This is a genomic window from Brevundimonas vancanneytii (genome assembly GCF_901421975.1).
GTDB classification, from domain to species: Bacteria; Pseudomonadota; Alphaproteobacteria; order Caulobacterales; family Caulobacteraceae; genus Brevundimonas; species Brevundimonas diminuta.
In genome coordinates this window covers 3,156,830-3,182,526 of the sequence record NZ_LR588407.1, presented here as the reverse complement: position 1 = coordinate 3,182,526, position 25,697 = coordinate 3,156,830, and the positions used below count along the sequence as shown (strand labels likewise).

Genomic DNA, 25,697 nt, shown 5'->3' with positions numbered 1-25,697 from the left:
TCAGAGCCCCGCCAGGACGCGCATCATGTCCAGGCGGATCAGACGGGCCAGGTCGGCGGCGGCCCGGTCCTCGCCGTCCTGCTGGGCGGCGATGGCGGCGTAGGGCTGATCCGCGGCGGCGTAGGTGACGGTCGTCGTCTGCACGCCCTTGATCGTCTCGCCGCCAGCGGCGGGGGTCAGGGCCCAGGCGGCCTTGACCGTCAGCTCATAGCGGCTGGCGGTGTCGTCGATGCGGCGGCCCAGAGGGCGGCGGCTCTGCTCGACCTCGGTCGTCAGGCGATAGAGGGGGGCCTGGCCGCCGCCGTCGCGGCCGAAGGCATCCTCCAGCTGCTCGCGCAGGCGATAGCCCAGCCGGTCGTCCGGCGTGGTCACGGCGATGCGCGACAGGCCGCCGCTGACGCCGGTCTCGCCGTACATGGGCGTGAAGCCGCAGGCCGCCAGCAGGCTTGCGCCCGCCAGGACGCCGAGCAGGGCCAGGCGGCGCATCAGCCGGCCACCAGATTGACGATACGGTCGGGCACCACGATCACCTTGCGAACGCTGAGGTTGTTGGCGGCAAGGTAAGCCTGAACCGTCGGATTGGCGAGGGCGGCGGCCTCGACCGTCGCATTGTCCGATCCGCGCGGCAGGACGACTTCGCCGCGACGTTTGCCGCCGATCTGAACGGGCAGGGTGACCTGGTCGTCGGCGGCCAGGGCGGCGTCATAGACGGGCCAGGGCGCGTCCAGCACCATTCCAGCCTCGCCCAGCCGGGTCCAGCATTCCTCGGCGAGGTGCGGGGTGAAGGGCGCCATCAGCCGCGCCAGGGCGGCCAGGGCGGTCTTCTTCGCCTCGGCGCCCGCCTTGTCGTGTTGGCGGATGGTCGCCAGGAAGGCGTAGAGCTTGGCCACGGCCGAGTTGAAGCGGAAATGCTCGACGCCCTCGCTGACGGCCTTGATGGCCTTGTGCGTCTCGCGGATCAGGGCGGAGTCCGCATCGGGATTCGCGGGCGCGGCGACGTCAAAGCCGTCGAACTCGCCCCAGACGCGCTGGACGAAGCGGGCGGCGCCTTCGACGCCCCCGGTCGACCACTGGATGTCGCGCTCAGGCGGGCTGTCGGACAGGATGAACAGGCGGCCGGCGTCCACGCCATAGGCGGTGATGATGTCCTGGGGCGCGACCACGTTCTTCTTGGACTTCGACATCTTCTCGATGTCGCCGATCGTTACCGGGGCGCCGGTGGACAGGCGGGTGGCGACGCGCTGACCGTCCACCGTCTCGATGCGGACGTCCGACGGCTCGACCCAGCGCGGTTTGCCGCTGTCTTCATGGCCGTCGAAATAGGTCTCGTGAACCACCATGCCTTGCGTGAACAGGCCCGCGAACGGCTCCTTCACGTCCATCAGACCGGCGTCCGACAGGGCGCGGGTGATGAAGCGGGCGTAGAGCAGGTGCAGGACGGCGTGCTCGACCCCGCCGATATACTGATCGACCGGCAGCCATTTGGCGGCGGCGGCCTTGTTGATCGGCTCGGCCGCCTTGGGGTCGGCGAAGCGGGCGAAATACCAGGAGCTGTCGACGAAGGTGTCCAGCGTGTCCGTCTCGCGTCGGGCGGCGGCGCCGCACGAGGGACAGTCGACGTGCTTCCAGGTCGGATGGCGGTCCAGCGGGTTGCCGGGCACGTCGAAGGTGACGTCCTTGGGCAGTTCGACCGGCAGTTGGTCGCCTGGCACCGGCACGACGCCGCAGGCCTCGCAGTGGATGACCGGGATGGGGCAGCCCCAGTAGCGCTGGCGGCTGACGCCCCAGTCGCGCAGGCGATAGATGGTCGCGCCTTCGCCCGTTCCGGCGGCCTCGATGCGGCGGATGGCCTCGGCCTTGGCGGCCTCGATGTCCAGACCGTTCAGGAAGTCGGAATGGAAGATGGAGCCGGGGCCGGTATAGGCCTCGTCCGCCACGGCGAAGTCGTCGCCCGCGCCCTCGGGGCGGACGACCGGGATCACCGGCAGATCGTATTTGCGGGCGAAGTCCAGATCGCGCTGGTCATGCGCCGGGCAGGCGAAGATGGCGCCCGTGCCGTAGTCGGACAGGATGAAGTTGGCGATCCACACCGAGACCTCGGCCCCGGTGAAGGGATGGACGACCTTCAGCCCGGTGTCCCAGCCGATCTTCTCGGCCTGTTCGATGTCGGCCTGACTGGCGCCGCCCTTGCGGCATTCGGCGACGAAGGCGGCGACCTTGGGGTCGGCCTCGGCCAGTTGCTTCGAGATCGGATGATCGGGGGCCAGACCCATGAAGCTGGCGCCGAACAGGGGTGTCGGGGCGGGTGGTGTAGATCTCCAACCCGTCGTCGAATCCGGCCGGAGAGGCGCCCGCCCAAGCCCACTTCATCTGCAGACCTTTGGACCGGCCGATCCAGTTTTCCTGCATCAGGCGGACCTTCTCGGGCCAGCGGCCTTCCAGCTCGGCCAGGCCGTCAATTAGATCATCCGCATACTGAGTAATGCGCAGGAACCACTGGTTCAGCTTGCGTTTCTCGACCACGGCGCCCGAACGCCAGCCGCGCCCGTCGATGACCTGTTCATTGGCCAGGACGGTGTTATCGACGGGATCCCAGTTGACCACGCCGTCCTTGCGATAGACCAGGCCGCGCTTGAACAGCTCCAGGAACCAGGCTTGCTGCTTGCCGTAGTAGTCGGGGTCGCAGGTGGCGAACTCACGCGACCAGTCCAGCGACAGGCCCAGCAGCTTCAGCTGGTCGCGCATGGCGGCGATGTTGGACCAGGTCCAGTCGCCAGGGTGGACGCCGCGCTCCATGGCCGCGTTCTCGGCCGGCATGCCGAAGGCGTCCCAGCCCATCGGATGCAGGACGTCGAAACCCTGCGCCCGCTTGTGACGCGCCACCACGTCGCCCATCACATAGTTGCGGGCGTGGCCCATGTGGATGTTGCCCGACGGATAGGGGAACATCTCCAGGACGTAGTATTTCGGACGGCCGGTGTCGGCGTTGGACACCGAGAAGGCGTCGGCCGCAGCCCATCGGGCCTGCTGGCGGGGTTCGGCGGTCTTGGGCTCGTAGCGGGCCACGGCGTATCCTGAGGCGGCGCCTCAGGCGCGAAGCTTGAGGCGGGCCTGAGGACGCGTTGAAGACGAAAGGTGAGGGGCGGCCGGTCTTTAGCGACGGGCCGCGTTGGCGAGGTTGAGCTGGCGCGCCTTGGTCAGGATGGCGTTCTCCAGATCGGTTTCGGTCTGGGCCGCGACCGGAGCGGAGACCCAGGCGCCGGCGGCGTCCTTGACTTCCTTGGTTACGGCGACGTTCAGGGCGTCGGCGCGCAGGCGGCGATCCAGGATGAAGACGGTCGCCTTGAAGCGCTCGTTCGGCGCCTGCGGATTGACGTACCAGTCATAGTTGACCACGCCGCCCCACGGATCGGCGCTGGTCAGGGGCATGAAGGACAGGGTGTCCAGGGTGGCGCGCCACAGATAGGCGTTCACGCCGATGCCCAGCTGGGCCTCCATGGTGGGCGCCTTGGCCTTAGAGCCGCCGAACGGCAGGCTGGAGCAGCCCCCGAGCAGCAGGCCCGAGGCGATCAGGGCGACCGCAGCGCCGCGAACAAGAGCCATTCCGTGATCTCCGTGAAAGGGTTTGACGGCGCGTGAGGGAACGTCGCCTGGCGACGCCCACGCACGTTCGCGTCAGCAACGCTCTATAACACGGCGAAAAGGGGCGATGACAAGGCGATCTGGCATCAGACTCGACCGATAGAGGCCTCGGTCTCGCCCTTCTGCGTGACAAGGGCGCCACAGCCCGCGCCGGAGTCGCCTGGAACCTGTACCATAGGGCCACGTTCCGTTGACCGTAGGAATGCAGTCCATATCTTATCCCCAGATCAGACGCGGCTCGTTCAGGCGTTCTGAGGTCGTCAACGAGGATCGCCGCAGAAAACGAGCGGTCCATAGGGTGGGTGAAATGCGTTTCGTCGCCGTCATCGCTGCAAGCGTGGGCGCCCTGGCCTTGGCCGGGGCGGCGACCGACGCCGCTGCGCAGACGCGCGGCCGCGCCCCTGCCGTCAGCCTGACCGACATCGCCGCCCAGTCGCCCAGCACCCCGACCGCCGCCCAGCGCCGCGGCCTGCGCTGGAACGAGAACGGCCGCTGGGGCCTGAACTTCAACCTGAACCAGCCCGTCGGCCGCGAAGCCGACTGGGGCGACGTCGAGGCCGGGGCCTATTACCGCCTCAGCCCGCGCCTGCGCGTCGGCGCCGCCGCCAACTTGGCCTCGCCGGAAGTCGATCCGGCCCGTGCGCCCGAAAGCGCCGCTGATCGCCGCGCCGCCCCGCGCGTGCGCCTCGAGACCATCTTCAAGTTCTGATCCTGGGCGCTCTCTCAGCGAGAGGTGAACGCCGCTTGGATCGCCTCCACGCCCGCTAGACCGCACGCGCCTGATTCGCTGAGGGCTTGCGTGTTGCGCGCCGTGACGCCGCCCAGGGCGTAGACCGGGCAGGGGGCCATGGTGACCAAGGCGGAGAACCGCTCCACGCCCAGCGCGGGCTTGGCCGCTGAAGCGCCGCCGGCCGGGAAGACCGGCGACAGCACCAGGGCGTGCAGGTCGCGCGCGCCGCGCACCGCCGCTTCCGAATGCGCCGCGCCGGTCAGCAGCCAGTCTGGCCGCCGTCCCGACAGGGCGTAGGCCGACGAGAGGGCGCGTTCGGGCAGGTGTACGCCGTCAGCCTCCACCCGCTCGGCCAGGGCGGCGTCCAGCCCGACCAGCAGCAATGCGCCTGCCGCCCGCGTCGCCTCGCGCAGACGAAGCCCGGTCTCGACGGCGTCGGCGGCGCCGAAGGCGCGGTACACGACCCCAGCGCCCGCAGGCAGCCGCGCCGCCGTCTCCCACGGCCGGGGCGTCCGCTCTGGATCGGTGAAGAACAGCAGGGGCGGCAGGGGGCGCGGGCTGACAGGCGCCGCCGCGAGGGCTACAGACTGCGACAGGGTCTGGGCCGCCGCCCAAAGGGTGCGCGCGTCCTCGGCCATGAGTTCGGACAGGGTCATGACCGCCACTACGCCCGCTTTCGCCGTTTCGTCCATCGCCGACCGCTTCGCCGAGGTGCGTCGCCGCATCCATGACGCGGCCCTGGCGGCGGGCCGCGACCCTGCTTCCGTGGTGCTGACGGCTGTGTCCAAGACGCAGGGCGACGCCGCCCTCGACGCCGCCCTGGCGGCCGGCCAGCGGGTGTTCGGCGAGAACCGGGTGCAGGAGGCCAAGGCCCACTGGGATGAGCGTCGCGCCGCCCTGCCGGATCTGGAGCTGCGCCTGATCGGCCCCCTGCAGACCAATAAGGCGCAAGACGCGGTCGAACTGTTCGACGTCATCGAGACTCTGGATCGCGAACGCCTCGCCGCCGCCCTGGCCGCCGCCGCGCGCAAGACGGGCCGTCGTCCCCGCGTCCTGGTTCAGATCAACACGGGCGCCGAGCCGCAGAAGGCGGGCGTGCTGCCGGACGACGCCGACGCCCTGATCGCCGCCGCGCGCGACATTCACGGCCTGACGGTCGAGGGGCTGATGTGCATTCCTCCGGCCGACGAAGACCCCGCGCCGCACTTCGCCCTGCTGGCTGCGATCGCCGCGCGCAATAGCCTCTCGGTCCTGTCGATGGGCATGAGCGGCGACTATCTGACGGCGATCGAGGCGGGCGCGACCCATGTTCGAGTGGGTTCGGCCCTGTTCGGGGAACGAAATATGGTCCCTGCGACCTCTTAGGACGCAATATCGCGCCCGGCGCCCTTGGCGTTCGGCTCAAGCCTCGCCATTCTAAAGAGACCATGCGCACGCCCAAGACCATTCTGATCATCGATGACGACAACGACCTGCGCGAGGCCTTGGCCGAGCAGTTGGCGCTTCATGAGGAATTCCGCCCGGCCCAGGCCGCGACGGCGACCGACGGCGTGCGCCAGGCCAAGGAGGCGCGGGCCGATCTGATCCTGCTCGACGTCGACCTGCCCGACATGGACGGCCGCGAGGCCTGTCGCCTGATCCGCAAGGCGGGCGTCTCCACCCCGGTCATCATGCTGACGGCGCAGTCGTCAGATTCGGACGCCATCCTCGGTCTCGACTCCGGCGCCAATGACTACGTCACCAAGCCCTTCCGCTTCGCGGTTCTCTTGGCGCGCATCCGCGCCCATCTGCGCAGCCACGAACAGTCCGAGGACGCCGTCTTCCAGGTCGGCCCCTATGAGTTCCGTCCGGCCTCCAAGCTGATGGTCGACGACAAGGGCAAGAAGGTCCGGCTGACCGAGAAGGAAACCAACATCCTCAAGTACCTCTATCGCGCCGGGGCCAAGCCGGTGTCGCGCGAAGAGCTGCTGACCGAGGTCTGGGGCTACAACGCCGGGGTCACCACCCACACCCTGGAAACGCACATCTATCGCCTGCGTCAGAAGATCGAGGTCGAGCCGGGCCAGGCCCGTCTGCTGCTGACCGACGCCGGCGGCTACCGCCTCCAGCCCTGACCCTCAGATGAGCGAGCGTCGCCCGACCCCGCCGCTGGTGGCGCTTCGGGCGTTCGACGCAGCGGCCCGCCTCGGCAGCTTCCGCGAGGCGGCCGAGGAGTTGGGCGTCACCCCCGGCGCCGTCAGCCGCCATGTGAAGGCGCTGGAGATGCGGCTGGGCCTGCGCCTGTTCGATCGCTTCAACCGTTCGGTGCGCCTGACCGCCGACGGCAAGCGCCTGGCCCAGGGCGTGGCCGACGCCTTCGAGCGGCTGGAAAGCGCGCTGGAGGCCGTGCGGCCGGGCCGCTCGCGTCAGCTGCGCATCACCGCCCTGCCGTCGCTGGCCAGCAAATGGCTGTCGCCGCGCCTGCATCGCTTCAGCGAGGAAAATCCGGATCTCGACCTGATCGTCTTCGCCGAGGACCGCATCGCCGACCTGTCGAACGGCGAGGCCGACGTGGCCCTGCGCTACGGAGAAGGCCCCTATCCGGGGCAGGTGGCGCGGCGGCTGGTCAATGAGCGGCTGATCCCGGTCTGCGCCCCGTCCTTCGCCGCCGCGCGGCGGTTGAACCAGCCGTCCGACCTGCTGGACGTGGTGCTGATCCATGAGACCTGGCACGACATGCCCTACGCCGACCGCATGGGCTGGAAGGCCTGGTTCGAGAGCGCCGGGGTTGATGATCCGCGCGTGAACCACTTGCGCGGCCCCCATTTCAGCCACAGCCATCTGGCGCTGGAGGCGGCTTTATCAGGACGCGGCGTGGCCCTGACCTCGGCGCCCCTGGCGGCGGACGACCTGCGCGAGGGGCGGCTGATCCAGCCGGTCGATCACGCCCTGACCAATGACCTGGCCTATTGGGCGGTGGTCCTGCCCGAACGGGCGGACGAACCCAAGCTGCGGCGCTTCCTCAACTGGATCGTGGCCGAATCGCGGCTGGATGAGGACGCAGATGCGGATCGGATGACCTGAGATCATCCGACGCGGCCTAACCGTGGTTTGTCCCGTACAGTCGCGCCGCCTATCTTGAGACCGTTCGGAACTCCCCCGCCGAAAGGAACCAAGTCATGAAACTCGTGCATCCCCGCGCTTCGAGCTTCTCGTTCGAAGGCATCGTCGTCTTCACCGGCAGCGTCACCCTGATCCTGATGGGCGTGCTGGCCGGGGCCAAGCTGCTGGGCGCAGCCTGAGCTTAAATCAACGCGGGCGCCATTCGCTGAGAAGGGCGCCCGTGGCCCCATCCTCGAAGGCCAGCCGGTCCAGCCGCAAAGCGGCGATGCAGACCGGCCGGTTTTCGGCGTCCTGCTGGACGCAATGGACGGCCTTGCCGTCCGCGAAGGCGGTCAGCCGTCCTTCCAGCCGCAGCGCATAGCCGCCCGGCGCCGGCGTCGGCGCGACGCCCTTTTCTCCCCGAATGACATGGATATAGGCCTGGCCCTGACGACGGCCCAGGCGCGAGCCGCCCGTTTCAAACACGGCGGCCAGCCCGGCGCTGCGCTCAAGCTGGACGATTGGCGGCGCCGCGACGTCGTCAACGGTCTTGGTCTCAGTCGTCTTGCCCTCGGCGGGTGTCTTGATCGCCGTTTGAGCCGGCGAAGGCGCGAGTTCCGGGGCGGGGGCGGTCAGAGCTGCTGACGCCGGACAGGCGTCCAGGCCGCTCCATGGCCGGGCGATCCAGAAGCCTTCGACCGCCTCCCACTTGTCGACCGCCCCTTCGCGGGTCGCGGGGACCAGGGCCGACGCGCCCAGGTCTTCCGGCGTGACCGTCAGGGTCAGGCTTCCGTCGGCATTGCGAACGAGGCGGGGTAGGCCGCCGGCTTCGCTGGCGACGGCCGCCTCGCCGCCGCAGCCGAAAGGCAGGCGCACCGACACCGTTCGGCCGGTCAGGGCGGCGTCGCGCGTCTGGCCGTCGGCCAGGGCTGTTCCGGCCTCGGTCAGGGCGGCCAGCAGGGCGGCGCGGTTCAGGGTGGAGTCCAGCACGACCGTCGGTGGCGGGGCCGGATCCGCAGGGGGGGCAGGTTCCGGCGGCCGCTGGCACCAGGTCAGAAGCGGCAGGGCCGCCGCCAGGGCGAGCGGCGCGGCCAGACGGGTCGTTGTGATCGACATGGAACCAGCCTAACACGAGAAACGCTGATTGGCGCCCCGGCCCGTGATCGCGGTCGAGGCTGGGCTGAAAAAAGGGGGTCTTGCGCGGGTGACGCTGGACCAGATCATCGCTCTCATCGTTCTGATCGCCGTGGTCGGGGTGATGATTCACGGGCGGATGCGTTCGGACGTGGTGGCGCTCAGCGGGGCGGCGACCTTGCTGCTGTTCGGCGTGGTTCGCCCGGTCGAGGTGCAGAGCGCCTTTGCCAGTCCGGCGGTCATCGCCCTGGCCGGGCTGTTCGTCATCGCCTACGCCATCGAACTGTCGGGTCTGCTGGGCCTGATAATCCGCAAGGCGACGTCCTTGTGTCAGCGTTTCGGCGCGACGGGCATCTGGGTGGTGATCGGCCTGTGCGGCTCGGTCGGCGGCTTTCTGAACAATACGCCGGTGGTGGTGCTGGCCGCGCCGGTCGTGCGCGACATGGCCAAGTCGCTGAAGCTGTCGCCCAAGCGGTTCCTGATGCCGCTCAGCCATGTGACGGTCATGGGCGGCCTGCTGACCCTGATCGGCACCTCGACCAATCTGCTGGTCAACGACATGGCGCGCAACGCGGGCCAGCCGGTGTTCAGCCTGTTCGAGATCACGCCTGTGGGTCTGATCATCGCCCTGGTCGGCGGGCTGTGGCTCTATGTCTTCGGCGCGCGCCAATTGGGCCGCTCGGCCACGGCTGAGGAAGAAGCTGAAGCTGAACGGGAGCGCCTTGCTGCGGAAGCGCAGGCGGCCAAGACGTCGCGTCGGTGGCGTCTGCCCTTCTCCCTGCCGTCGCTGGCTCGGCTCGGCGAAAGCCGCAACCAGCGCGACGGCACCGGCGACGCCCACCTGGGCGACGTTGATCTCTATTCTTCAGCAGACCGCCCGTTGCAGTGGAAGCGGGCGCTGATCGCCCTGGCGGTCTTCGTCCTCGTGGTGGCGGCGGCGGGCCTGGGAATCGCGCCCATAGCGGCGGCGGCCTTCGCCGGGGCGGTGGCCCTGATCCTGCTGGGCGTGCTGACGCCGGAAGAGGCCTATTCGGGCCTGAAGCCGGACATCCTGCTGTTGATCGCCGGCATGGTTGTGGTCGGCACCGCCATCGAAGTGACGGGACTGGCGGCGCAAGGCGCGGGCCTGCTGATCGAGGTGATCCGTCCGTTCGGGCCGCTGGGCGCCCTGATCGTGCTCTACGGCGTGACCCTGTTCGCGACCGAGCTTCTGTCCAACGCCACGGTGGCGGTGCTCGTGACGCCGATCGCGGTCGCCCTGGCCGAGAGCCTGGGGGTCGATCCGCGCCCCTTCCTGGTGGCGGTGATGATGGCCGCCTCGGCCGCCTTCGCCACCCCCTTCGGCTATCAGACCAACGTCCTCGTCTATCAGATGGGCGGCTACAGCTACATGGACTTCGTCCGTGTCGGCACGCCGCTGAACCTGATCACCTGGGCGGCGGCCATGGTCGCCATCCCGATCTTCTTCCCCTTCTGAGGCGGCCTCAGACGTCCAGGTCCATCACGACCGGGGCGTGGTCGCTGGGCCGCTCCCACTCGCGCACCGTGTCCATGATGCGGGCGCTGCCCTTGACCACGGCGGGCGTCAGGCCGGGCGAGGTCCACAGATGGTCCAGGCGCAGGCCCCGGTTCGATTTGCGGAAATCCTTGGCGCGATAGCTCCACCAGCTGGCCAGCTTTGTCGGGTCGGGGATCTGGTCGCGCAAAACGTCGGCGAAACCGCCTGCGTCCTGAAGCCGGTACAGGGTCTCGACCTCGCCGGGGGTGTGGCTGACCACCTTGGACATGAAGCGGTGGTTCCAGACGTCGTTCTCGCCCGGCGCGATATTGAAATCTCCGGCCAGGACCAGAGGCCGCTGGCGGTCGCGGGTCTTCATCTCGGCGGTCAGCCGCTCATAGAAGTCCATCTTGTGATCGAACTTGGGGTTCAACGCCCGGTCGGGCAGGTCGCCGCCCGCCGGGATGTAGAAGTTCTGCACCTCCACGCCCTCGACCACGGCCGAGACGCAGCGGGCGTGGCCCTCGCGGCAGACGTCTAGTTTCGGGCTGTCGACGATGGGCAGGCGGCTGGCGATCGCCACCCCGTGCCAGCCCTTTTGGCCGCCGATCCGCAGGTAGGGCAGGCCCATGTCGATGAAGGCCTGACGCGGGAACTGGTCCTCGGTGCATTTGATCTCCTGCAGGCACAGGACGTCCGGGGCGTTCTCGGCGACGAAACGGGCGACCTGATCAATGCGCAGGCGGACCGAGTTGATGTTCCAGGTGACGATGCGAAGGCTCATGCCAGCGGGCTTAGCAGCTTGGCGGGGCGGGGTCTAAGCCGGTTGTCGCGCGCATTAAAAAAGCGCCCGGAGCGAAGTCCGGGCGCATGAAGTTCGTCTCTCTCGCCGCCAGGCGGGGATGAATCCGTGGCGGGCGGGACGGCCGCCGCCGTCCTGTGCCCAAAGTGTCACGCCCGGCGAAAAAGGTCAAACCGTCACAAATTCGCCCTGCTTTTTTTCTGGGCGCGGATCAGTTGCGGCGATTGCGACGCGTCGGGTCGCGCAGCTGGAACAGGCTGGCGGCCAGGCCCGGCGCCGGTTGCAGCGTGGTCAGCTGGACCCGCGTGCGCGAGCCTTGCGCGTCGGTGATGGTCCATTCCTGCAGCCGCACGGGCGAACCGGCGAAAGCCAGGATGACCGAGCCTTCGTTGGGGCGGCGCGCGTCGCGGGCGGTGATGGCGAAGGCGCCGGAGTCCATGCGCGTGATCCGGTCGATCTTCACGCCCTGATCCAGCCGGACCTCGCGCGCCAGGAAGGTGGACAGCGGCGTCTGGCCCAGCGGCGCCTGACGGAAGACGTTCAGGCGCGGATCCCAACGGCTGACGTTATTGCCGTCGGCGACGACCAGCAGGCCCGCAGGCTCGGTGTATTCGAACCGCATCTTGCCGGGCCGCTGCAGATAATAGCGGCCGGTGCGGCGCTGATTGTTCGGCCCGGTCTCGACGAACGTCCCCTGGGCCGTGGTCATGGCGGTCAGATAGGTCTGGGCCTGGCGCAGGACGGCTTGGTCGTCGGCCGACAGCCCGGCCTGCGCCAGGACGGCGGCGGGGGCGGCGGCGAGGGCGACCAGGGCGGCGGAGCCGAGGCCGAAGGCGCGGCGGGAAATGCTCATGTCTTTTCTTCTCCCGTTCTGAACGGTTTTCGACCCGGTGAGGGTGGGGGCTTCATCCGGCAGGCTGATGACGCCAGCCTGACCATATTCCGGCGCTCCGATGAAGCGGCGTTCATTGTTTTAGTGTCCTAGCGCTCGCGACGCGGTCGCTCGCTGCTTGAGGACGTGAGGCGTTTAAGCGTCGACTGAACCGCGGGGTTCCCCAGGCGTGCGCGCGATTGGCGCTCAAGCAGCGAGCGACCGCGTCGCAAGCGATAGCGCCCGGCGGCAAAGCCGCCGTCTCGGCGCAGCCGAAACTACATAGGCGGCGGTCCGGCCAGCACCTCGCGCTTGCCGGCGTGGTTGGCGGGGCTGACGACGCCTTCCTGCTCCATGCGTTCGATCAGGGTGGCGGCGCGGTTGTAGCCGATCTGCAGGCGGCGCTGGACGTAGGAGGTCGAGGCCTTGCGGTCGCGCGTGACCACGGCCACGGCGCGGTCATAGAGGTCGTCGCCTGTGCCGCCGCCTTCATCGCCATAGGCGCCGTCGCCATCTCCGTCCGGCTCGTCGGTGATCAGGTCGAGGTATTCCGGCTCAGCCTGAGCCTTCAGGTGTTTGCAGACGTCCTCGACCTCCTGGTCGCCGACGAAGGGGCCGTGCAGGCGGGTGATGCGTCCGCCGCCCGCCATGTAGAGCATGTCGCCCTGACCCAGCAGCTGCTCGCCGCCCTGTTCGCCCAGGATGGTGCGGCTGTCGATCTTCGACGTGACCTGGAAAGAAATCCGGGTCGGGAAGTTGGCCTTGATGGTGCCGGTGATGACGTCCACCGACGGGCGCTGGGTGGCCATGATCAGGTGGATGCCCGCCGCGCGCGCCATCTGGGCCAGACGCTGGACGGCGCCTTCCACGTCCTTGCCCGCGACCAGCATCAGGTCGGCCATCTCGTCCATGACCACGACCAGATAGGGCATGGGCTCGGGCCGGATCTTCTCGCTCTCGTAAACCGGGCGGCCCTGCTCGTCGAAGCCGGTCTGGACGGTGCGTTCGAAATGCTCGCCCTTTTCCTGGGCCTCGCGGGCGCGTTCGTTGTAGCTGGCGACGTTGCGGACGCCGAGCTTGGACATCCGGCGATAGCGGTCCTCCATCTCGCGCACGGTCCACTTCAGGGCCACGACCGCCTTCTTGGGATCGGTCACGACCGGCGCCAGCAGGTGCGGAATGCCGTCATAGACCGACAGCTCCAGCATCTTGGGGTCGATCATGATGAAGCGGCACTCGGCGGGCGAGTGGCGATACAGGATCGACAGGATCATGGCGTTGACCCCGACCGACTTGCCCGAGCCGGTGGTGCCAGCGATCAGCAGGTGAGGCATCCGCGCCAGATCGGCGACATAGGGCTCGCCGCCGATGGTTTCGCCCAGCGCCAGCGGCAGCAGATGGCTCTTCTTGTCGTATTCGCCGGACGCCAGCAGGTCGCGCAGGAAGACCGTCTCGCGCTTGGCGTTGGGCAGTTCGATGCCGATGGCGTTGCGGCCCTGAACCACGCTGATGCGGCAGGCGCGGGCCGACATGGAGCGGGCGATGTCGTCCGCCAGGGCGACGACGCGGCCGTGCTTCACGCCGGGCGCGGGCACCAGTTCATACAGGGTGACGACGGGGCCGGGGCGGATCTGGTCGATCTGGCCGCGCACGCCGAACTCCTGAAGCACGCCCTCCAGCATCTTGGCGTTGGCCTTCAGCGATTCCTCGTCGACGGCGCCGCCGCGCTGGCCGGGCTTGGCCAGAATGCCCAGCGGCGGCAGTTCGAAGCCGCCTTCGCCCGCGAAGTCGAAGGCCTGTTGGTCGGCGTCGCTGCGCACGGGCTTGGGCGCCTTGACGGCCGCCACCTTGGGCTCGGCCGGGCGGTTGGCGCGGGCCGAGGGCGGGGCGATGGGGGCGGGGGCCGCATCCTCCCACGGCGGGGTGTAGGCGTCGGCCTCGTCGGCATAGGCGTCCGCATCGTCGGATGCGTCTGCGGCGGGGGCAAAGGCGGCCTGGGGCTGCATGGGCGCCGCGAGGGGGCCGTCCGCCTCCATCTCTTCGGCGTCGGGCAGGCGATGGCGCGGCTTGCGGGCCGGGGCGGCGGGCTCGGCGGCGGCGCGCGGGGCCTTGCCCGATTTGGCGGTCTTGGCCGGTCTTGCGGCGCGGGCCTCGGCGCCCTTCTGGGCGGCCCAGCCGGCGGTGTCGGTGAAGTCGCGCAGGCGCAGGCCTACGGTATAGGCCAGGCTCCACAGCGCCAGGATCACGAACAGCACGCCCAGGATGATGCGCGCGCCGGGGATTTTCAGGGCGCCCAGACCGTTGGCGGCCAGGCCGGTGACGGCGTCGCCCCACAGCCCGCCCATGCCCGCCGCCAGCGGCCATTTCGCGGGCGCCGCCGGGGCCGACAGGGCGGCCGACAGCAGCAGCACGCCCGCGACGGCGCAGAAGATCTTGAACGGCGTCGGCTGCAAGCGGTGCTGCAGGGCGTCGCCGATGGCCACGGCCAGCCCGAAGGCGATCAGCAGCAGGACGGCGGGCCAGGCCGCCAGCCCCAGCGACTGCATGATCAGGTCGGCGAAGGTCGCGCCCGCGCCGCCCAGCCAGTTGGTCGGCGCCTGGCTTGATGCGGCGTTCCAGCTGGGATCGGCCGGGTTCCACGAGATGAGGGCCACCAGCAGAAGGGCGGCCAGCATCGCCTGCAGCACCCCCCTGAACCGCACGGCGAAGGGCGCCGCCCAGACGATGCGGACGGTGCTCCAGACGCGTTGGCCGAGCGCGAGGGCGGCGGACATGAAGGCAAACCCCTGAAGGGACTGAAAGCGAGACTCCGACCTTTAGTGCCCCGCATAAGGTTAAAGCGGCATTTACCAGCCCGGTCTTTGCTGGCGGGGATGAGCCCTTATGTCCCATCAGGCAGGCGGGCTTGTGGTGGCGTGAAGTGCGATAGGGGCCTAGAACGACAGCATGAGCGGATCGGACGACTACGACATCATCATCGCCGGCGCTGGGCTGGTCGGGGCGACCTTTGCGCTCGCGGCGGCGCAAGGGGGCCTGCGCCCCGTCATGGTGGACCCTCAGCCCTTCGACGCTCAGCTGGCGCCGACCTTCGACGGGCGGGCGACGGCCATCTCCTACGCCAACTTCCGCATGTTGAAGGCTCTGGGCCTGGGCGAGGCGCTGGAGCCGCACGCCTGCCGCATGGACCGCATCCTGGTGACGGACGGCCGCCGTCCCGGCGCCGCCAGCCGCAAGCCTTCGGCCGCCTATATCCGCTTCGACGCGGACGAGATCGGCGATCGCAACGGCGGCGAACCGCTGGGCTATATGGTCGAGAACCGCCGCCTGCGCGTCGCCCTGGCTGAGGCCGTCGAGGCGCGCGGCCTGGAAGTCCGCGCCCCCGCCGCCGTGGCCGATGTGGCCGTCGGGCCGGGCCGGGCGACGGTGACGCTGAAGGACGGTTCGACCCTGTCGGCGCCGTTGGTCATCGGGGCCGAGGGCCGCAACTCAACCGTGCGCCGCGCGGCGGGCATCGACGTCTTCGGCTGGACCTATCAGCAGAGCGGCGTGGTCTGCACCGTCCGCATGGAGAAGCCGCACGGCAACGTCGCCCATGAGTATTTTCTGCCGGACGGCCCCTTCGCCATCCTGCCGCTGACAGAGAACCGGGCCAATCTGGTCTGGACCGAAAGCACCCGCCGGGGCGAGGCGCTGCGTTCGGCCTCGGACGAGGCTTTCCACGCCCATCTGACGCGGCGGTTCGGCGACTTCCTGGGCGGACTGACGATTGAAGGGCCGCGCTTCGTCTATCCGCTGTCGCTGCAGCTGGCCGAGGGGCTGACGGCGCCGCGCATGGCCATCATCGGCGATGCGGCCCATGGCGTTCACCCGGTGGCGGGGCAGGGGCTCAACATGGGCCTGAAGGACGTCGCCGCCCTGTCCGAGGTGCTGGCCGAGGCTGCGCGCATCGGCGAGGACATCGGTTCGGAGCTGGTGCTGGAGCGCTACGCCCGCTGGCGCCGATTCGACAATGCGGCGCTGGCGGCGGGCTTCGACGGCTTCGTGCGCCTGTTCTCCAACGACATCGCCCCGGTGCGGCTGGCCCGCGATCTGGGCATGGCGGCGGTCAACCGCATCGCCCCCCTGCGCCGCGCCTTCATGCATGAAGCCGGCGGGGCGACGGGGGATCTGCCCCGCCTGCTGCGCGGCGAGAGTTTGTAAGAGGGCCCGCTCGGCCTAGTCGTGGGCGTGCAGCAGCATGTCGGCGTCGTCGCGGCGGTCGGCCTCTTCCACCGCGCAGCGCAGGGCCGAGGCCCGGTTCTGGAACAGGCCGAAGAAGAGCCCGTCCGAAGAGGTCAGCCGCCAGACGCGGCCCAGGCGGCGAATCTCGAACAGGACGGGCCGGGCCTTGGCGCGGGCGGCGGTCATGAGCGCGGCTCGGTCTGGAGCAGGCCGTCAGCCTGACGCTGCAGCTGGCGGGCGATGCGCGCGGCGGCTTCGCGGTCCTTGAAGGGGCGGGTGGCGCAGCCGTCCAGGGTGACGCACCAGCCGCCGTCGCGGGCGACGACGCCATAGGCGCGCGGGCGGTGAGGGGCGGCGGGGCGCCCGTCGGGATAGCCGCTCATCATCGCGGGCGGCTCCCGTTGCGGGGCGTGCAGCCGAGATAGAGGGCCAGCACGGTCTGGGCCATGCGCCAGACGCTGGGTGCGGCGGGCTCGGGCGGGGCTGGGCGGCTCAGCGACTGGTTCAGCAGGGCGCGGCGGCTCATGGGGGGCTCCTTCATGAGACGAAGAAACACCCGACGGCCATAAGGGCGCGATGAGGAAAGCGGGACGTCGCCTAAGCGCGACGTAAGGTTCAGTCCAGCGGGCGGGCGTCTTCGGCCAGCATGATCGGCACGCCGTCGCGGATGGGGAAAGCCAGCTTGGCGCCCGCCGAAATCAGCTCGTTGCGCTCGCGGTCATAGGTCAGGCGGCCGCGCGTGACCGGGCAGACCAGCACCTCCAGCAGGCGGGGATCGACCGAGACGGGGGTGTTGAAGGCGTCGCTCATGATCTTTTTCAGTTTCCTATCGTTCGCGCCGCGGGCGCTCACTGTTTGAGGAAGTTTGCGCCCTATCGCTCGCGCCGCGGGCGCTCGCTGCTTGAGGGCGTCGGGCGCCCTGTTCTGTTGGTCGTGTGTTTATCGCGTTGGGCGCGCTCAGACTACTGCATCGCCGGGCCGGGCTCGTCGTCGTCGGGGGCAACGGCTTCGATGCGCAGGAGGGCGGTCAGGGCCGCTTCGCGCTCGGTCAGGGTCAGGGCCTCCAGCAGGGCTTGTTTCTCGGGCGGATCAAAGGGCAGGGCCATGGCCAGGCTGTTGACCAGGGCCTCCTGAGGCGCGGCGCGGGCGGTGTCCCAGTCGATGTCCATGCCGCGTCCCGCCAGATAGGGCGCCAGGGCCGAGAGGAAGGGCTCGCGGTTGAAATCCTCGGCCGGGTCCGGGGCGCGCAGATCCGCCTCATAGGGCAGGAAGTCGACCCGCGCCTGGCGATAGGGGGTGCGGACCTGCATCTCGGTCGCCACGGCGAAGCGGCACACCCCGGTCAGGGTGATCAGATAGCGCCCGTCCGAGGTCTCGGCGAAGCTGGTGATCCGCCCGGCGCAGCCGACGCGGGTCAGGGGCGGGCGCAGGCCCGCGGGGCCGACCGGCTGGATCAGGCCGATCATCCGGTCGCCCGCCATGGCGTCGTCCACCATGTTCAGATAGCGCGGCTCAAAGATGTTCAGCGGCAGCTGGCCCCGCGCCAGGAGGATGGAGCCCGGCAGGGGAAACACCGGGATCACCTGGGGAAGTTCGCTGGCCTTGACGTAGCCCTGAGCCATGATCGCGCCGTTAGGAGAACAGGATGGAGGACAGGCGCCGTCGTCCGTCGCGGGCGACTTCGCTGTTGGGGCCGGCGGCCTCGAACACCGTCAGCAGCTGCTTGCGCGCCGCCTGGTCGTTCCACTCGCGTTCGGCCTGGACGATGGTCAGCAGGTGGTCGACCGCCCCCTTCAGATCGCCCGCCGAGGCCAGGGCCTGGGCCAGGTCGAAGCGGGCCTCGTGGTCGTTCTTGTTCGCCGCCAGCCGGGCCTCCAGCTCGGCGGTCGCGCCGGTCGGGGCGGCCGAGGCCAGAGACAGCTGGGCGCGTACGGCCTGAACCGTCGGCTCGGTGGAATCGGCCGGGGCCATGGCGATGGTCTGGGCCGCCTGTTCGGCGTCGCCCTCGACCAGATAGACGCGGGCCATGCCGGCGATGGCCTTCTGGTTGTCGGGCTCCATCGTCAGGACGTGGGCGAAGGCCTGGGCGGCGCCGCCCAGATCGTTGAGACCCAGCGACTCCTCGCCCAGCGACAGCAGTTGCTCGACATCGGTGTTGACGCCTTCTCCGCCGGTCAGCTTGTCGATGAAGGCCTTGATCTGGCTGTCGGGAATGGCGCCCTGGAAGCCGTCGACCGGCTGGCCGTTGACGAAGGCGTAGACGGTCGGGATCGACTGCACCCGCAGCTGGCCCGCATAGGCCGGGTTGGCGTCGACGTCGATCTTGACCATCTTCACCGCCCCCTTGGCGGCGCGCACGGCCTTCTCCAGCGCGGGGCCGAGCGTCCGGCATGGGCCGCACCAGGTGGCCCAGAAGTCGACGATGACCGGCTGATGCTTCGAGGCCTCGATCACGTCGGTCATGAAGGAGGCGTCCGTGCCGTCCTTGATCAGGTCGGGCGGGGTGGTCAGGGACGGGTCGGCGAAGGTCATGGTCGGGTCCGCATGGGAGTCGAAGGAAGGTAACGGATCAGATGGCGTCGGGATGCCTCGCCATCAAGCCGAAAGCGCGCCTTGCCGCAGGCGAAGGCGAGGAGAGCGGAAAAAACAGAGTCCAATTCGTCTGAATCGTCTGAAATCTCTTCCTTCGACCAGAGTGGATGGCGCTCCCGCATCCTTCTCCCCTTGTGGGAGAAGGTGGCTCGCGAAGCGAGACGGATGAGGGGTTTCTGACGTTTTGCCTCATCGCTCTAATCTACTGGCGCAAGACCCCTCATCCGGCCCTGACGGGCCACCTTCTCCCACAAGGGGAGAAGGAAGAAAGAGAGGCGGCTTCGTCATGATGTAGCGGATCGTTGCGCCAGAATAGGGCGTAGCGCGCTCTACAGCCGGTCCATCCGCAGCCAGCGGGCGTCGCCCAGCCAGGCGGTCTTGAGGGCTTGATCCGCGGCGGCGGCTTCGGCGGCGCGGCCCTGGGCGGATTCGGCGCGGGCCAGGCCGTAGAGGGCCCAGCCGTTGTTTGGCGTCTGGGCCAGGGCCAGGCGGAAGGCGTCGGCGGCCAGGTCCGGGCGCCCGGCCTGATAGAGGGCCGCGCCCAGCGACTGGTGCACCGGATAGTACCAGAAGGCGGGCTCCATATAGGGCAGGGCGGCCTCCAGATCGGCGGCGCGGCGATAATGCTCGGTCGCCTCGGCGGGGCGGCCGCGCGCCATGGCCATGCGCCCGTAGGCCACGGCCTCGGCCAGGACCAGAAGATCGAGCGCGGGCACGCCCTGGGCGACCATGTCGGCCAAGGCGGGCGAGGCCTTCAGCGCGTTCAGCGCCGCCATTTCGCGGTCGAAGCTTCTCTGGTCGTGCAACCGGGCGTGGGCGACGGCGCGGGCGTAGTGGCGCATGGCGGCGGCGTAGGGCAGGCGGGCGTCGGGCGCGGGCGCGGCCAGGACGGCGCGCGGTTCGGCGAACTGGGCCAGAGCCTGATAGGGGGCGGCGTCGATGACCTGGACCCAGGCGATCCGCGCTGAGGTCGCCGGATCCAGCACCGTGCGCAGGCGTCGCGCTTCGCGCAGGGCGGTGTCCATGTCGCCGGCCATCTGGGCCGAGGCGACGATGAAGTGGATGTTGTGCGGATAGTAGCCGTAGCGGACCAGGCTCTCATCGTTGGTGTCGCGGATGAAGGCCTCGTCCGCGCGCGCCGCCGCGACGTTCAGGCGCATGGCCTCGGCGTAGCGGCCGCGCCGCAGATAGATGTGGCCGGGCATGTGCACCAGATGGCCCGCGCTGGCGGGACGCGCGACGGCCAGGCGGTCGGCCGCCTTCTCGGCCCGCGCGGGATCGGCGGCCTCCATCAGGTGAATATAGAGATGGGCCGCCTGCGGATGGTCGGGGCTGCGGTCCAGAACCGTCTCGATCAGGCGGATCGCGTCGCCGATGCGGCCGACGGGGGTGCGCTGGTCGGCCTCCCAATAGTTCCACGGCGTGGTGTCCATCGCCGCCTCGGCGGCTAGGACGGCGACGTCGTCGTTGTCGGGAAAGCGGCGCGCGGCGACCAGCATGGCGTCGGCGTAGGCGGCGTCCAGGGCGGCGCGGTCGGCCGCCGGGTCGTCGGAGTAGCGCAGGCCCAGGGCGTCGATCAGCGCCTGCTCGTGCGGCGCGGCCCCGGCGCTCAGGACCAGGGCGCGGTTCAGGGCCTTGAGCGCCGCCGCCCGGTCGCGTTCATCCATCGGCGCGTTGATGTTGGGGCCCAGGGCCATGGCCTCGCCCCACCAGCAGGCGGCGCATGCGGGATCAAGGCTCTGCGCCTCGCGGAAGGAGCGCACCGCCCCGGCGTGGTTGAAGCCGTAGGCCAGCGTCAGCCCCTGGCTGAAATAGGCCTGGGCGCCGGCGTCGTCGGTGGTCGCCTTGAACGGCGAGGTCGTCAGGTCGGGATAGAGGGGAATGGGCTGGGCCTGGCTGGCGGGCGCGGCGACGGCCGAGGCGACCAGCAGGCTGCGGGCCAGGGCGCCGCCGCTGGAACCCGGCCCGCAGACGCCGCCGAACAGGCGCTCGAGGCGCAGCGCCGTGGCGGCGTCGGACGCGGGGAGGGCGGTCATCGGCCCGGCCAGAACCAGACCCGCTCCGCCCACGGCGAAGGCTTTCCAGAACAGTCTCATGCACCGTCCCCTTTCAGGGCCTGACGCGATGAACGTCCGCCGCATAGGCGCGCGTGATGAAGTCGAGAACGGCGATATTACGCTTTGGCGCGCCCCTTAGACAGGGCGATTCCGGGAAACGGGACTTTCCTGGGCGGGCGGCTCACAGACGGAAGCGGTTAGGGTCTGCAGAGGGTGGCTAGCAGGCATTGGCTCAGGCATTGTGTGTCCATGTCCCTGCGGCTTGCCCAAACTGCACTCGTGTCGCTTTTCCTCATGGTAGGGGCGTGCTCGGAGCGTCCGGCCGGCACAGCCAATGATATTGGGCCGGAGATCGTAGCGTGGGCAAAGTTGAATACCCAAGCTTTTAGCCCAACTGCCATCAAGTTGCGCGATGGAACGTGCCTAGACGGCAAGCGTGTGCCGCGTCCGTGGGCGATTGCGACGCCCGATCCTGTAGACCCATTGAATCCTGCTCTTCTCATTGCTGCGGACGGCGACGCGGTGAGAATTTCACCCTACGAGGTGCCGGGTCGCAAGGAGGATTGGTACGGACGTCCACAGGACGGGCGAGTCTGGGTTTCTGTGGTCGGCTGGTCAAATCCCGAGAAAGACTATCTGGAATCGTGGCTCGTTGGACCTCCTGCAACAGTGGACGCCTCAATACGCAAAACGCCGACGCCAGCCGCTAATGGGACGCCGACGCTTTGGACAGTGAAGATCAGTTCAGAATCCTATCCCTATGGCTATGTAGATAGTCGGAGGCTGACGCAATGTCGGGATTATGGCCCTGACATTCCACTGATCTTGTGCGAGATGGTCTCGCAAGATGAACAGTATAAGTTTGCAGTACAGCTCGACGCCAGCAATCTGCCACGGCTCCCTCAGGTGCTGAACTCGATAAGCGAAGCGATCGAGAAAGCTCGTGGACCGTGTCAACTGGCATAGTTTATGGATTACCGCCCAAGGTCGGTGGTGATGCGGCGCCGTCTTTCAACGTCCGCAACGGGTCGATTTCAGACAGAGCCTACAGTCTGCGAAGTCGCCGTTCAGTCCAGCGCGTCGAAGTCCACTACGATCGGCTCGCGGTCCAGCAGTGCTAGGACGCGGCGGAAGTTGTCCTGGCTCAGGGCGGTGGTCGCCGTATTGGCCAGGGGGTGGAAGTTGACGACAGCGGCCTCCCACAGGCGGCGGTCCAGCACGAAGGTCACGCGGCGGTCCGCATCGTTGATCAGGCCCAGCGCCGTGACCGAGCCGGGGCGCACGCCCAGCGTCTCCCACAGCAGGGTCTCATTGCCGAAGGACAGGCGGTCCGAGCCCATGGCGCGGTGGGCGCGCTTCAGGTCGATGACCGTGTCCTGGGCCGCCGAGATCAGCCACAGACGACCCTTCTTGTCCTTGAGGAACAGGTTCTTGGTGTGCAGGCCCGGCAGGTCGGCCTTGAGGTCCAGCCCTTCCTCGACGCGGAAGACGGCGGGGTGGTCGTGGGTGGTTTGTTCGATTCCGTGCTCGGCCATCCAGGTCAGCAGGCGGGCGCGGTCATACGCGGGCTCGTGCAGGACGTCGGAGGCGGGATCGGCGGCGATGGCGGTCATCTCGGTCTTGTCGGGCGGGCGGCGAGGGCGATAGGGGAGGAAGCCGACCCTCAGGGTCGCCGCCTTATTCGTCAAGCTTGGGAGCCGCGTCTTGGAACTGGAATGCTATCCGATGAATGCGCGTCCGTGCGACCTGGTGCCGGGCCGCCAGTCGCGCAACTGGATGGACGCCTTCGCCAGCCGTCACCCCTATCGCTGTCTGCCGCTGACCATGGCCAACACCACGGGGTGGGAGATCCTGTGCCCCTTCGGCTTCACGGCCGAGTGGAACGGCGGGCCGTCTCAGACCGACATCAAGATCACGCCGGACCGGCCGCAGCCGGAGCTGGACCACTTCGTCACCTCGCACTTTTCGCGCGGGGTGCTGACCATGCACCCGCAGTATCTGTTCCGCACGCCGCCGGGCTGGGGGCTGATCGCCCAGGGCTCGCCCAACCACGTCAAGGACGGCATCCAGCCGCTGAGCGGCCTGATCGAGACGGACTGGCTGCCCTTCCCCTTCACCATGAACTGGATCTTCACGCGGCCGGGGCGGATCAAGTTCGAGAAGGGCGAGCCCTTCTGCTTCATCCTGCCGGTCGAGCATCGCAAGGTGGAGCAGTTCGAGCCGGTGATCCGCTCGCTAGAGTCCAACCCCGGCATGAAGGGGCAGTTCGAAGCCTGGAACCGTTCGCGCACCGACTTCAACACCCGCCTGGCCTCGGGCGATCCGGACGCGGCCAAGGAGGCGTGGCAGCGCTTCTACTTCAAGGGCGAGGTGCCCGAGGCCCTGGGCACGGCCCCGGCGACCCACGCGAACAAGCGCCGCCTGAAGAACCCGCGCATCGGCTGAAGCCAAGCGCCTGATGCAGCAACGCCCGCCTCCGTCGCCGGAAGCGGGCGTTGTCATGTCTGGCGCCTCTCGCTGCTTGAGCGACGCAGCTGGCAGCAAGGGCCGCTCAAGCAGCGAGCCGCCGCGCGGCGAGCGTTAGCGGCCTGCTTAATACGTGGGACGCATCACGCGCGGGCCGAGGTTGTTGATGACCTCGCGGGCGTCGAAGGCGTTGACGTCGCCGGCGGGCTTGGGACCGCGGCCCATGACGATCTCGGCCGTGGCCTCATAGCGGTCGACCTGGCGGATGTCGCGGTCCCGGCCCCAGTAGGGATCCCAGGTGCTCCAGTAGCCGCGCTGGTAGAAGCGCCAGGACGGACCCCAATAGGGGCCGTAGCGGTCGTAGTAGAAGGGATCCGGCGTCGTGTAGAATCGGGTGTCGCGGTCCGTGGCGCGGGTGACGGTGGCGAACCAGTCGTAGCCGTTCTCGACCGTCAGTTCGGCCGAGCGCAGCAGCAGCGACATCTCGACCTGATCGCGCGAGGTGACCGAGTTGCCCGAGAAGCTGACGGCGTAGCGGTTGGACTCCAGGCGCTGCTCGGCATAGCCGCCCTGACCCTTCGAGCCGACCGGCTGATAGGGGGTGGCCGTCGCACAGGCGCCCAGGGCGAGCGCGCCCGCCAGGGCGATCAGCACCGGGGTTTTGCGAAGCTTCATCATGGAAAATTCTCCTTGAGCGTTCATTGAACGCCCGTCGGTCTGAACGAGGGGTGAATGGTCAAGTTCCCGATCGCCCATTCCCGGCGCATCACAGACGCGAGACGATGAGAACGGCGGCGAGGAGCAGAAGGCATCCGACCACAATGCCGAAACCCTTGCGGAAGCGCGGCGCGGTCATCTGTCGCGCCAGGGCCGCCCCGCCCAGGCCGTAGGCGCACATCGACAGGCCGTCCATGCCGACGGTGGTCACGGCGAACAGGGCCAGCTGCGGCGCCAGCGGACGGTTGATGTCCAGGAAGGGCGGCAGGACGGCGGTGAAGAAGAGGATGGCCTTGGGGTTGGCGATCTGGACCATGAAGCCGTCGACCAGGGCGCTGCGCCCGCGCTTGACCTCGATGTGCGAAGGCTCGGCGGCGGTGGCGAAGGCCCCTCTCAGGGCCTTGATCCCCAGCCAGGCGACATAGAGGGCGCCTAGGACGGCGATGACGCGGAAGACCTGGGGGAAGGCGATCACCAGGGCGCCCAGGCCCAGGGCGGCGGCCCCGAACCACACCAGAGTGGCGGCGTTCATGCCCAGGACGGCGGTCAGGGCGGCGGCCTTGCCCTTCTCCATGCCCGTGGCGACGGCGAAGATGTTGGCCGGGCCGGGCGTCACCGCCATCACGGCCATGACGCCGAGAAAAGCCAGGTACAGATGCGGATCGACAGGAAGCGCGGCCATAAGGCCCTTTCGGGCGCAAGCGAGCTCAGGTCAAGCCGGGTCTGAACCCAGGCCGTTCAACCCAGACCGTTCAACTCAGGCGGGGCAGGGGACCGGGCCGTCGGAGTCCAGCGGCTGCGGCGCCAGGGTGGTCTCGGCCAGGGCGTCCAGGGCCAGGTCGAAGCCGTATTGAGCGATCAGGCCGTAGGTGACCATCTGTTCGGGGTCGATCTGCGCCCAGGCCCCGTTGGTCGTCAGGCCGTGAATCGCGGGCTCGGCCTCGGCCATGGCTTCGCGGACGATGGCCTCGACATCGACTTCGGCCAGGGCCGCTTCGGCGATCTGACCGGCCTGGCGCGTGGCCTCGGCGGTGAAGTCGACGACGTGGGGCTGATAGTCGGACCACAGGGCGGCGACGCGCAGGCCCTTCTGGGTTTCGGTCAGGTCGGGGTCGGCCTGGATGCGCTCGGCGCGGGCGCCGAACTCCTGCATCTTGGCCTCGAAGACGGCGGCGGCGGCTTCCAGACGGGTCTCGGCGGGGGTCTTCCGCTCTTCGGCTACGGCGGTCGAGACCGGCAGCAGGGCCAGGGCGGCGGCCAGGGAGAGCGAGGCGAGGGGGAGGGCGCGGGTCATGACGAAGCTCCTTCGGCGGACGCCGCGCAGGGTCCGCCGAAGGAGGGATCGGCTCAAGTGAAATCGCGGTAAGGCGCGATCTCGCGATCAGGCGTCTTAGTCGACGGCGGGCGGAGCCGGCGGGGCGGCCAGGGCGGCCTCGATCGCCGTGCGGATCTGGGCGGGCACGCCGCGCAGTTGAGCCGAGGCGCCGTCAGCGGCGGCCAGGATGTCGGCCTTGTTTTCGGCGTTCTCGGGCTTTTCGGCCATCAGGCGCAGGAAGGCGCCGTATTCATCGGCGAAGGCGGCGAACTTGGGCTCGTATTGGGTCAGGACCGCGTCGGTGCGGGCCTTCTTGGTTGCGGCGTCCAGGCTGGCGTCGTCCATGATGGTTTCCAGCTCGGCGCCCATGCGCTCGGCCTCGACCTGGAAGGCGTCACCCTTGATCTGGAAGGCGGCTTCCTCGGGCGAGGGGGCGGGCTGGGCGGTGATCGCCGGTGCGGGCGGCGGCGGATCCTGAACGGCGGCGAAGGCGGGGGCGGCGAACAGGGTCAGCGCCGCGGCGGCGGCGAGGGGAAGACGGTTCAACGGAAAGCTCCGGCTGGCGACGGCC

The 25,697-nt window shown here is 69.0% G+C and carries 28 protein-coding genes and 1 pseudogene; 9 read left to right on the top strand and 20 right to left on the bottom strand.

The window, feature by feature from the left end; translation table 11 throughout:
* From lptE to FGL25_RS15765, 3 genes and pseudogenes are all read right to left on the bottom strand, one after another.
* Nucleotides 1-486 (bottom strand): LPS assembly lipoprotein LptE, encoded by a 486-nt coding sequence (gene lptE / locus FGL25_RS15775; RefSeq protein ID WP_138142236.1) that lies wholly within the window; start codon nt 484-486, stop codon nt 1-3.
* Nucleotides 486-3,066: pseudogene (gene leuS / locus FGL25_RS15770) on the bottom strand (leucine--tRNA ligase). The gene lptE and the pseudogene leuS overlap by 1 nt, the downstream one beginning before the upstream one ends.
* Nucleotides 3,067-3,153: 87 nt before the next feature.
* Nucleotides 3,154-3,603 (bottom strand): DUF3576 domain-containing protein, encoded by a 450-nt coding sequence (locus FGL25_RS15765; protein ID WP_003166564.1) that lies wholly within the window; start codon nt 3,601-3,603, stop codon nt 3,154-3,156.
* Between the two features lie 346 nt (nt 3,604-3,949).
* Between FGL25_RS15765 and FGL25_RS15760 the strand changes: the two genes are divergently transcribed.
* Nucleotides 3,950-4,351 (top strand): NtrZ family periplasmic regulatory protein, encoded by a 402-nt coding sequence (locus FGL25_RS15760; RefSeq protein ID WP_046652691.1) that lies wholly within the window; start codon nt 3,950-3,952, stop codon nt 4,349-4,351.
* 14 nt (nt 4,352-4,365) lie between these two features.
* Here FGL25_RS15760 and FGL25_RS15755 read toward each other — a convergent pair whose 3' ends face one another.
* Nucleotides 4,366-5,028 (bottom strand): thiamine phosphate synthase, encoded by a 663-nt coding sequence (locus tag FGL25_RS15755; RefSeq protein WP_252970226.1) that lies wholly within the window; start codon nt 5,026-5,028, stop codon nt 4,366-4,368.
* Here FGL25_RS15755 and FGL25_RS15750 point away from each other — a divergent pair.
* The 4 genes from FGL25_RS15750 to FGL25_RS17835 all read left to right on the top strand — a co-directional run bounded on the left by FGL25_RS15750 (nt 5,027) and on the right by FGL25_RS17835 (nt 7,653).
* Nucleotides 5,027-5,737: a YggS family pyridoxal phosphate-dependent enzyme gene (locus FGL25_RS15750; RefSeq protein WP_138142234.1), complete on the top strand. Its 711-nt coding sequence runs from the start codon at nt 5,027-5,029 to the stop codon at nt 5,735-5,737. The two genes, FGL25_RS15755 and FGL25_RS15750, sit on opposite strands and share 2 nt — an antisense overlap.
* A gap of 62 nt (nt 5,738-5,799) precedes the next feature.
* Nucleotides 5,800-6,486, top strand: a complete 687-nt coding sequence (locus FGL25_RS15745) for a response regulator transcription factor (RefSeq protein ID WP_003166566.1) — start codon at nt 5,800-5,802, stop codon at nt 6,484-6,486.
* Between the two features lie 7 nt (nt 6,487-6,493).
* Entirely contained in the window at nt 6,494-7,435 is a 942-nt protein-coding gene (gene gcvA, locus FGL25_RS15740) for a transcriptional regulator GcvA (RefSeq protein ID WP_003166567.1), read from the top strand.
* 95 nt (nt 7,436-7,530) lie between these two features.
* A complete protein-coding gene (locus FGL25_RS17835; protein WP_003166568.1) occupies nt 7,531-7,653 on the top strand; it encodes a hypothetical protein in 123 nt (40 codons plus the stop codon).
* A 7-nt stretch (nt 7,654-7,660) separates the two neighbouring features.
* Here FGL25_RS17835 and FGL25_RS15735 read toward each other — a convergent pair whose 3' ends face one another.
* The gene (locus FGL25_RS15735) at nt 7,661-8,569 is read right to left on the bottom strand and encodes a hypothetical protein (RefSeq protein ID WP_138142233.1); all 909 of its coding nucleotides are present in this window, start codon (nt 8,567-8,569) and stop codon (nt 7,661-7,663) included.
* Nucleotides 8,570-8,657: 88 nt separating this feature from the next.
* Here FGL25_RS15735 and FGL25_RS15730 point away from each other — a divergent pair, with 88 nt between their 5' ends.
* Complete coding sequence (locus FGL25_RS15730; RefSeq protein ID WP_138142474.1) at nt 8,658-10,064, top strand: SLC13 family permease; 1,407 nt, start codon at nt 8,658-8,660, stop codon at nt 10,062-10,064.
* A gap of 7 nt (nt 10,065-10,071) precedes the next feature.
* Here FGL25_RS15730 and xth read toward each other — a convergent pair whose 3' ends face one another.
* The 3 genes from xth to FGL25_RS15715 form a co-directional block, all read right to left on the bottom strand.
* Entirely contained in the window at nt 10,072-10,869 is a 798-nt protein-coding gene (gene xth, locus FGL25_RS15725) for an exodeoxyribonuclease III (RefSeq protein ID WP_138142232.1), read from the bottom strand.
* A gap of 229 nt (nt 10,870-11,098) precedes the next feature.
* The gene (locus FGL25_RS15720) at nt 11,099-11,740 is read right to left on the bottom strand and encodes a LolA family protein (RefSeq protein ID WP_046652698.1); all 642 of its coding nucleotides are present in this window, start codon (nt 11,738-11,740) and stop codon (nt 11,099-11,101) included.
* Nucleotides 11,741-12,036: 296 nt separating this feature from the next.
* A complete protein-coding gene (locus FGL25_RS15715) occupies nt 12,037-14,532 on the bottom strand; it encodes an FtsK/SpoIIIE family DNA translocase (RefSeq protein WP_138142231.1) in 2,496 nt (831 codons plus the stop codon).
* A 172-nt stretch (nt 14,533-14,704) separates the two neighbouring features.
* On the opposite strand from FGL25_RS15715, the gene FGL25_RS15710 reads away from it, so the two are divergent.
* Complete coding sequence (locus FGL25_RS15710) at nt 14,705-15,958, top strand: UbiH/UbiF/VisC/COQ6 family ubiquinone biosynthesis hydroxylase (RefSeq protein WP_138142230.1); 1,254 nt, start codon at nt 14,705-14,707, stop codon at nt 15,956-15,958.
* Nucleotides 15,959-15,973: 15 nt separating this feature from the next.
* Here FGL25_RS15710 and FGL25_RS15705 read toward each other — a convergent pair whose 3' ends face one another.
* The 7 genes from FGL25_RS15705 to FGL25_RS15680 all read right to left on the bottom strand — a co-directional run bounded on the left by FGL25_RS15705 (nt 15,974) and on the right by FGL25_RS15680 (nt 20,667).
* A complete protein-coding gene (locus FGL25_RS15705; RefSeq protein ID WP_138142229.1) occupies nt 15,974-16,165 on the bottom strand; it encodes a hypothetical protein in 192 nt (63 codons plus the stop codon).
* Complete coding sequence (locus FGL25_RS15700) at nt 16,162-16,362, bottom strand: hypothetical protein (protein WP_128719211.1); 201 nt, start codon at nt 16,360-16,362, stop codon at nt 16,162-16,164. The genes FGL25_RS15705 and FGL25_RS15700 overlap by 4 nt, the downstream gene beginning before the upstream one ends.
* Nucleotides 16,362-16,505, bottom strand: a complete 144-nt coding sequence (locus FGL25_RS16915; RefSeq protein WP_157677998.1) for a hypothetical protein — start codon at nt 16,503-16,505, stop codon at nt 16,362-16,364. Before FGL25_RS16915 ends, FGL25_RS15700 begins: the two co-directional genes overlap by 1 nt.
* Before the next feature lie 89 nt (nt 16,506-16,594).
* The gene (locus FGL25_RS15695; protein ID WP_046652703.1) at nt 16,595-16,789 is read right to left on the bottom strand and encodes a Trm112 family protein; all 195 of its coding nucleotides are present in this window, start codon (nt 16,787-16,789) and stop codon (nt 16,595-16,597) included.
* Nucleotides 16,790-16,941: 152 nt separating this feature from the next.
* Nucleotides 16,942-17,601, bottom strand: coding sequence for an LON peptidase substrate-binding domain-containing protein (locus tag FGL25_RS15690; RefSeq protein WP_138142228.1), 660 nt, complete (start codon nt 17,599-17,601; stop codon nt 16,942-16,944).
* A gap of 10 nt (nt 17,602-17,611) precedes the next feature.
* Entirely contained in the window at nt 17,612-18,511 is a 900-nt protein-coding gene (trxA, locus tag FGL25_RS15685; RefSeq protein ID WP_003166579.1) for a thioredoxin, read from the bottom strand.
* Between the two features lie 389 nt (nt 18,512-18,900).
* Nucleotides 18,901-20,667 carry a hypothetical protein gene (locus tag FGL25_RS15680; RefSeq protein WP_138142227.1) on the bottom strand — a complete coding sequence of 589 codons (1,767 nt, stop codon included), beginning with the start codon at nt 20,665-20,667 and terminating at the stop codon, nt 18,901-18,903.
* 210 nt (nt 20,668-20,877) lie between these two features.
* Here FGL25_RS15680 and FGL25_RS15675 point away from each other — a divergent pair, with 210 nt between their 5' ends.
* A complete protein-coding gene (locus tag FGL25_RS15675) occupies nt 20,878-21,594 on the top strand; it encodes a hypothetical protein (protein WP_138142226.1) in 717 nt (238 codons plus the stop codon).
* 101 nt (nt 21,595-21,695) lie between these two features.
* Here the strand turns inward: FGL25_RS15675 and FGL25_RS15670 are convergent, their stop codons facing one another.
* A complete protein-coding gene (locus FGL25_RS15670; RefSeq protein ID WP_396488271.1) occupies nt 21,696-22,241 on the bottom strand; it encodes a prolyl-tRNA synthetase associated domain-containing protein in 546 nt (181 codons plus the stop codon).
* A gap of 91 nt (nt 22,242-22,332) precedes the next feature.
* Between FGL25_RS15670 and FGL25_RS15665 the strand changes: the two genes are divergently transcribed.
* Nucleotides 22,333-23,073 (top strand): DUF6065 family protein, encoded by a 741-nt coding sequence (locus FGL25_RS15665; RefSeq protein WP_087141461.1) that lies wholly within the window; start codon nt 22,333-22,335, stop codon nt 23,071-23,073.
* A gap of 147 nt (nt 23,074-23,220) precedes the next feature.
* Here FGL25_RS15665 and FGL25_RS15660 read toward each other — a convergent pair whose 3' ends face one another.
* The 4 genes from FGL25_RS15660 to FGL25_RS15645 form a co-directional block, all read right to left on the bottom strand.
* Entirely contained in the window at nt 23,221-23,772 is a 552-nt protein-coding gene (locus tag FGL25_RS15660; protein ID WP_376782532.1) for a CC0125/CC1285 family lipoprotein, read from the bottom strand.
* Nucleotides 23,773-23,860: 88 nt separating this feature from the next.
* Entirely contained in the window at nt 23,861-24,493 is a 633-nt protein-coding gene (locus tag FGL25_RS15655; protein WP_088410792.1) for a LysE family translocator, read from the bottom strand.
* Between the two features lie 75 nt (nt 24,494-24,568).
* A complete protein-coding gene (locus FGL25_RS15650) occupies nt 24,569-25,105 on the bottom strand; it encodes a hypothetical protein (RefSeq protein ID WP_088410793.1) in 537 nt (178 codons plus the stop codon).
* Nucleotides 25,106-25,201: 96 nt separating this feature from the next.
* Complete coding sequence (locus FGL25_RS15645) at nt 25,202-25,672, bottom strand: translation initiation factor IF-2 (RefSeq protein WP_223850639.1); 471 nt, start codon at nt 25,670-25,672, stop codon at nt 25,202-25,204.
* Nucleotides 25,673-25,697 lie beyond the last annotated feature (25 nt).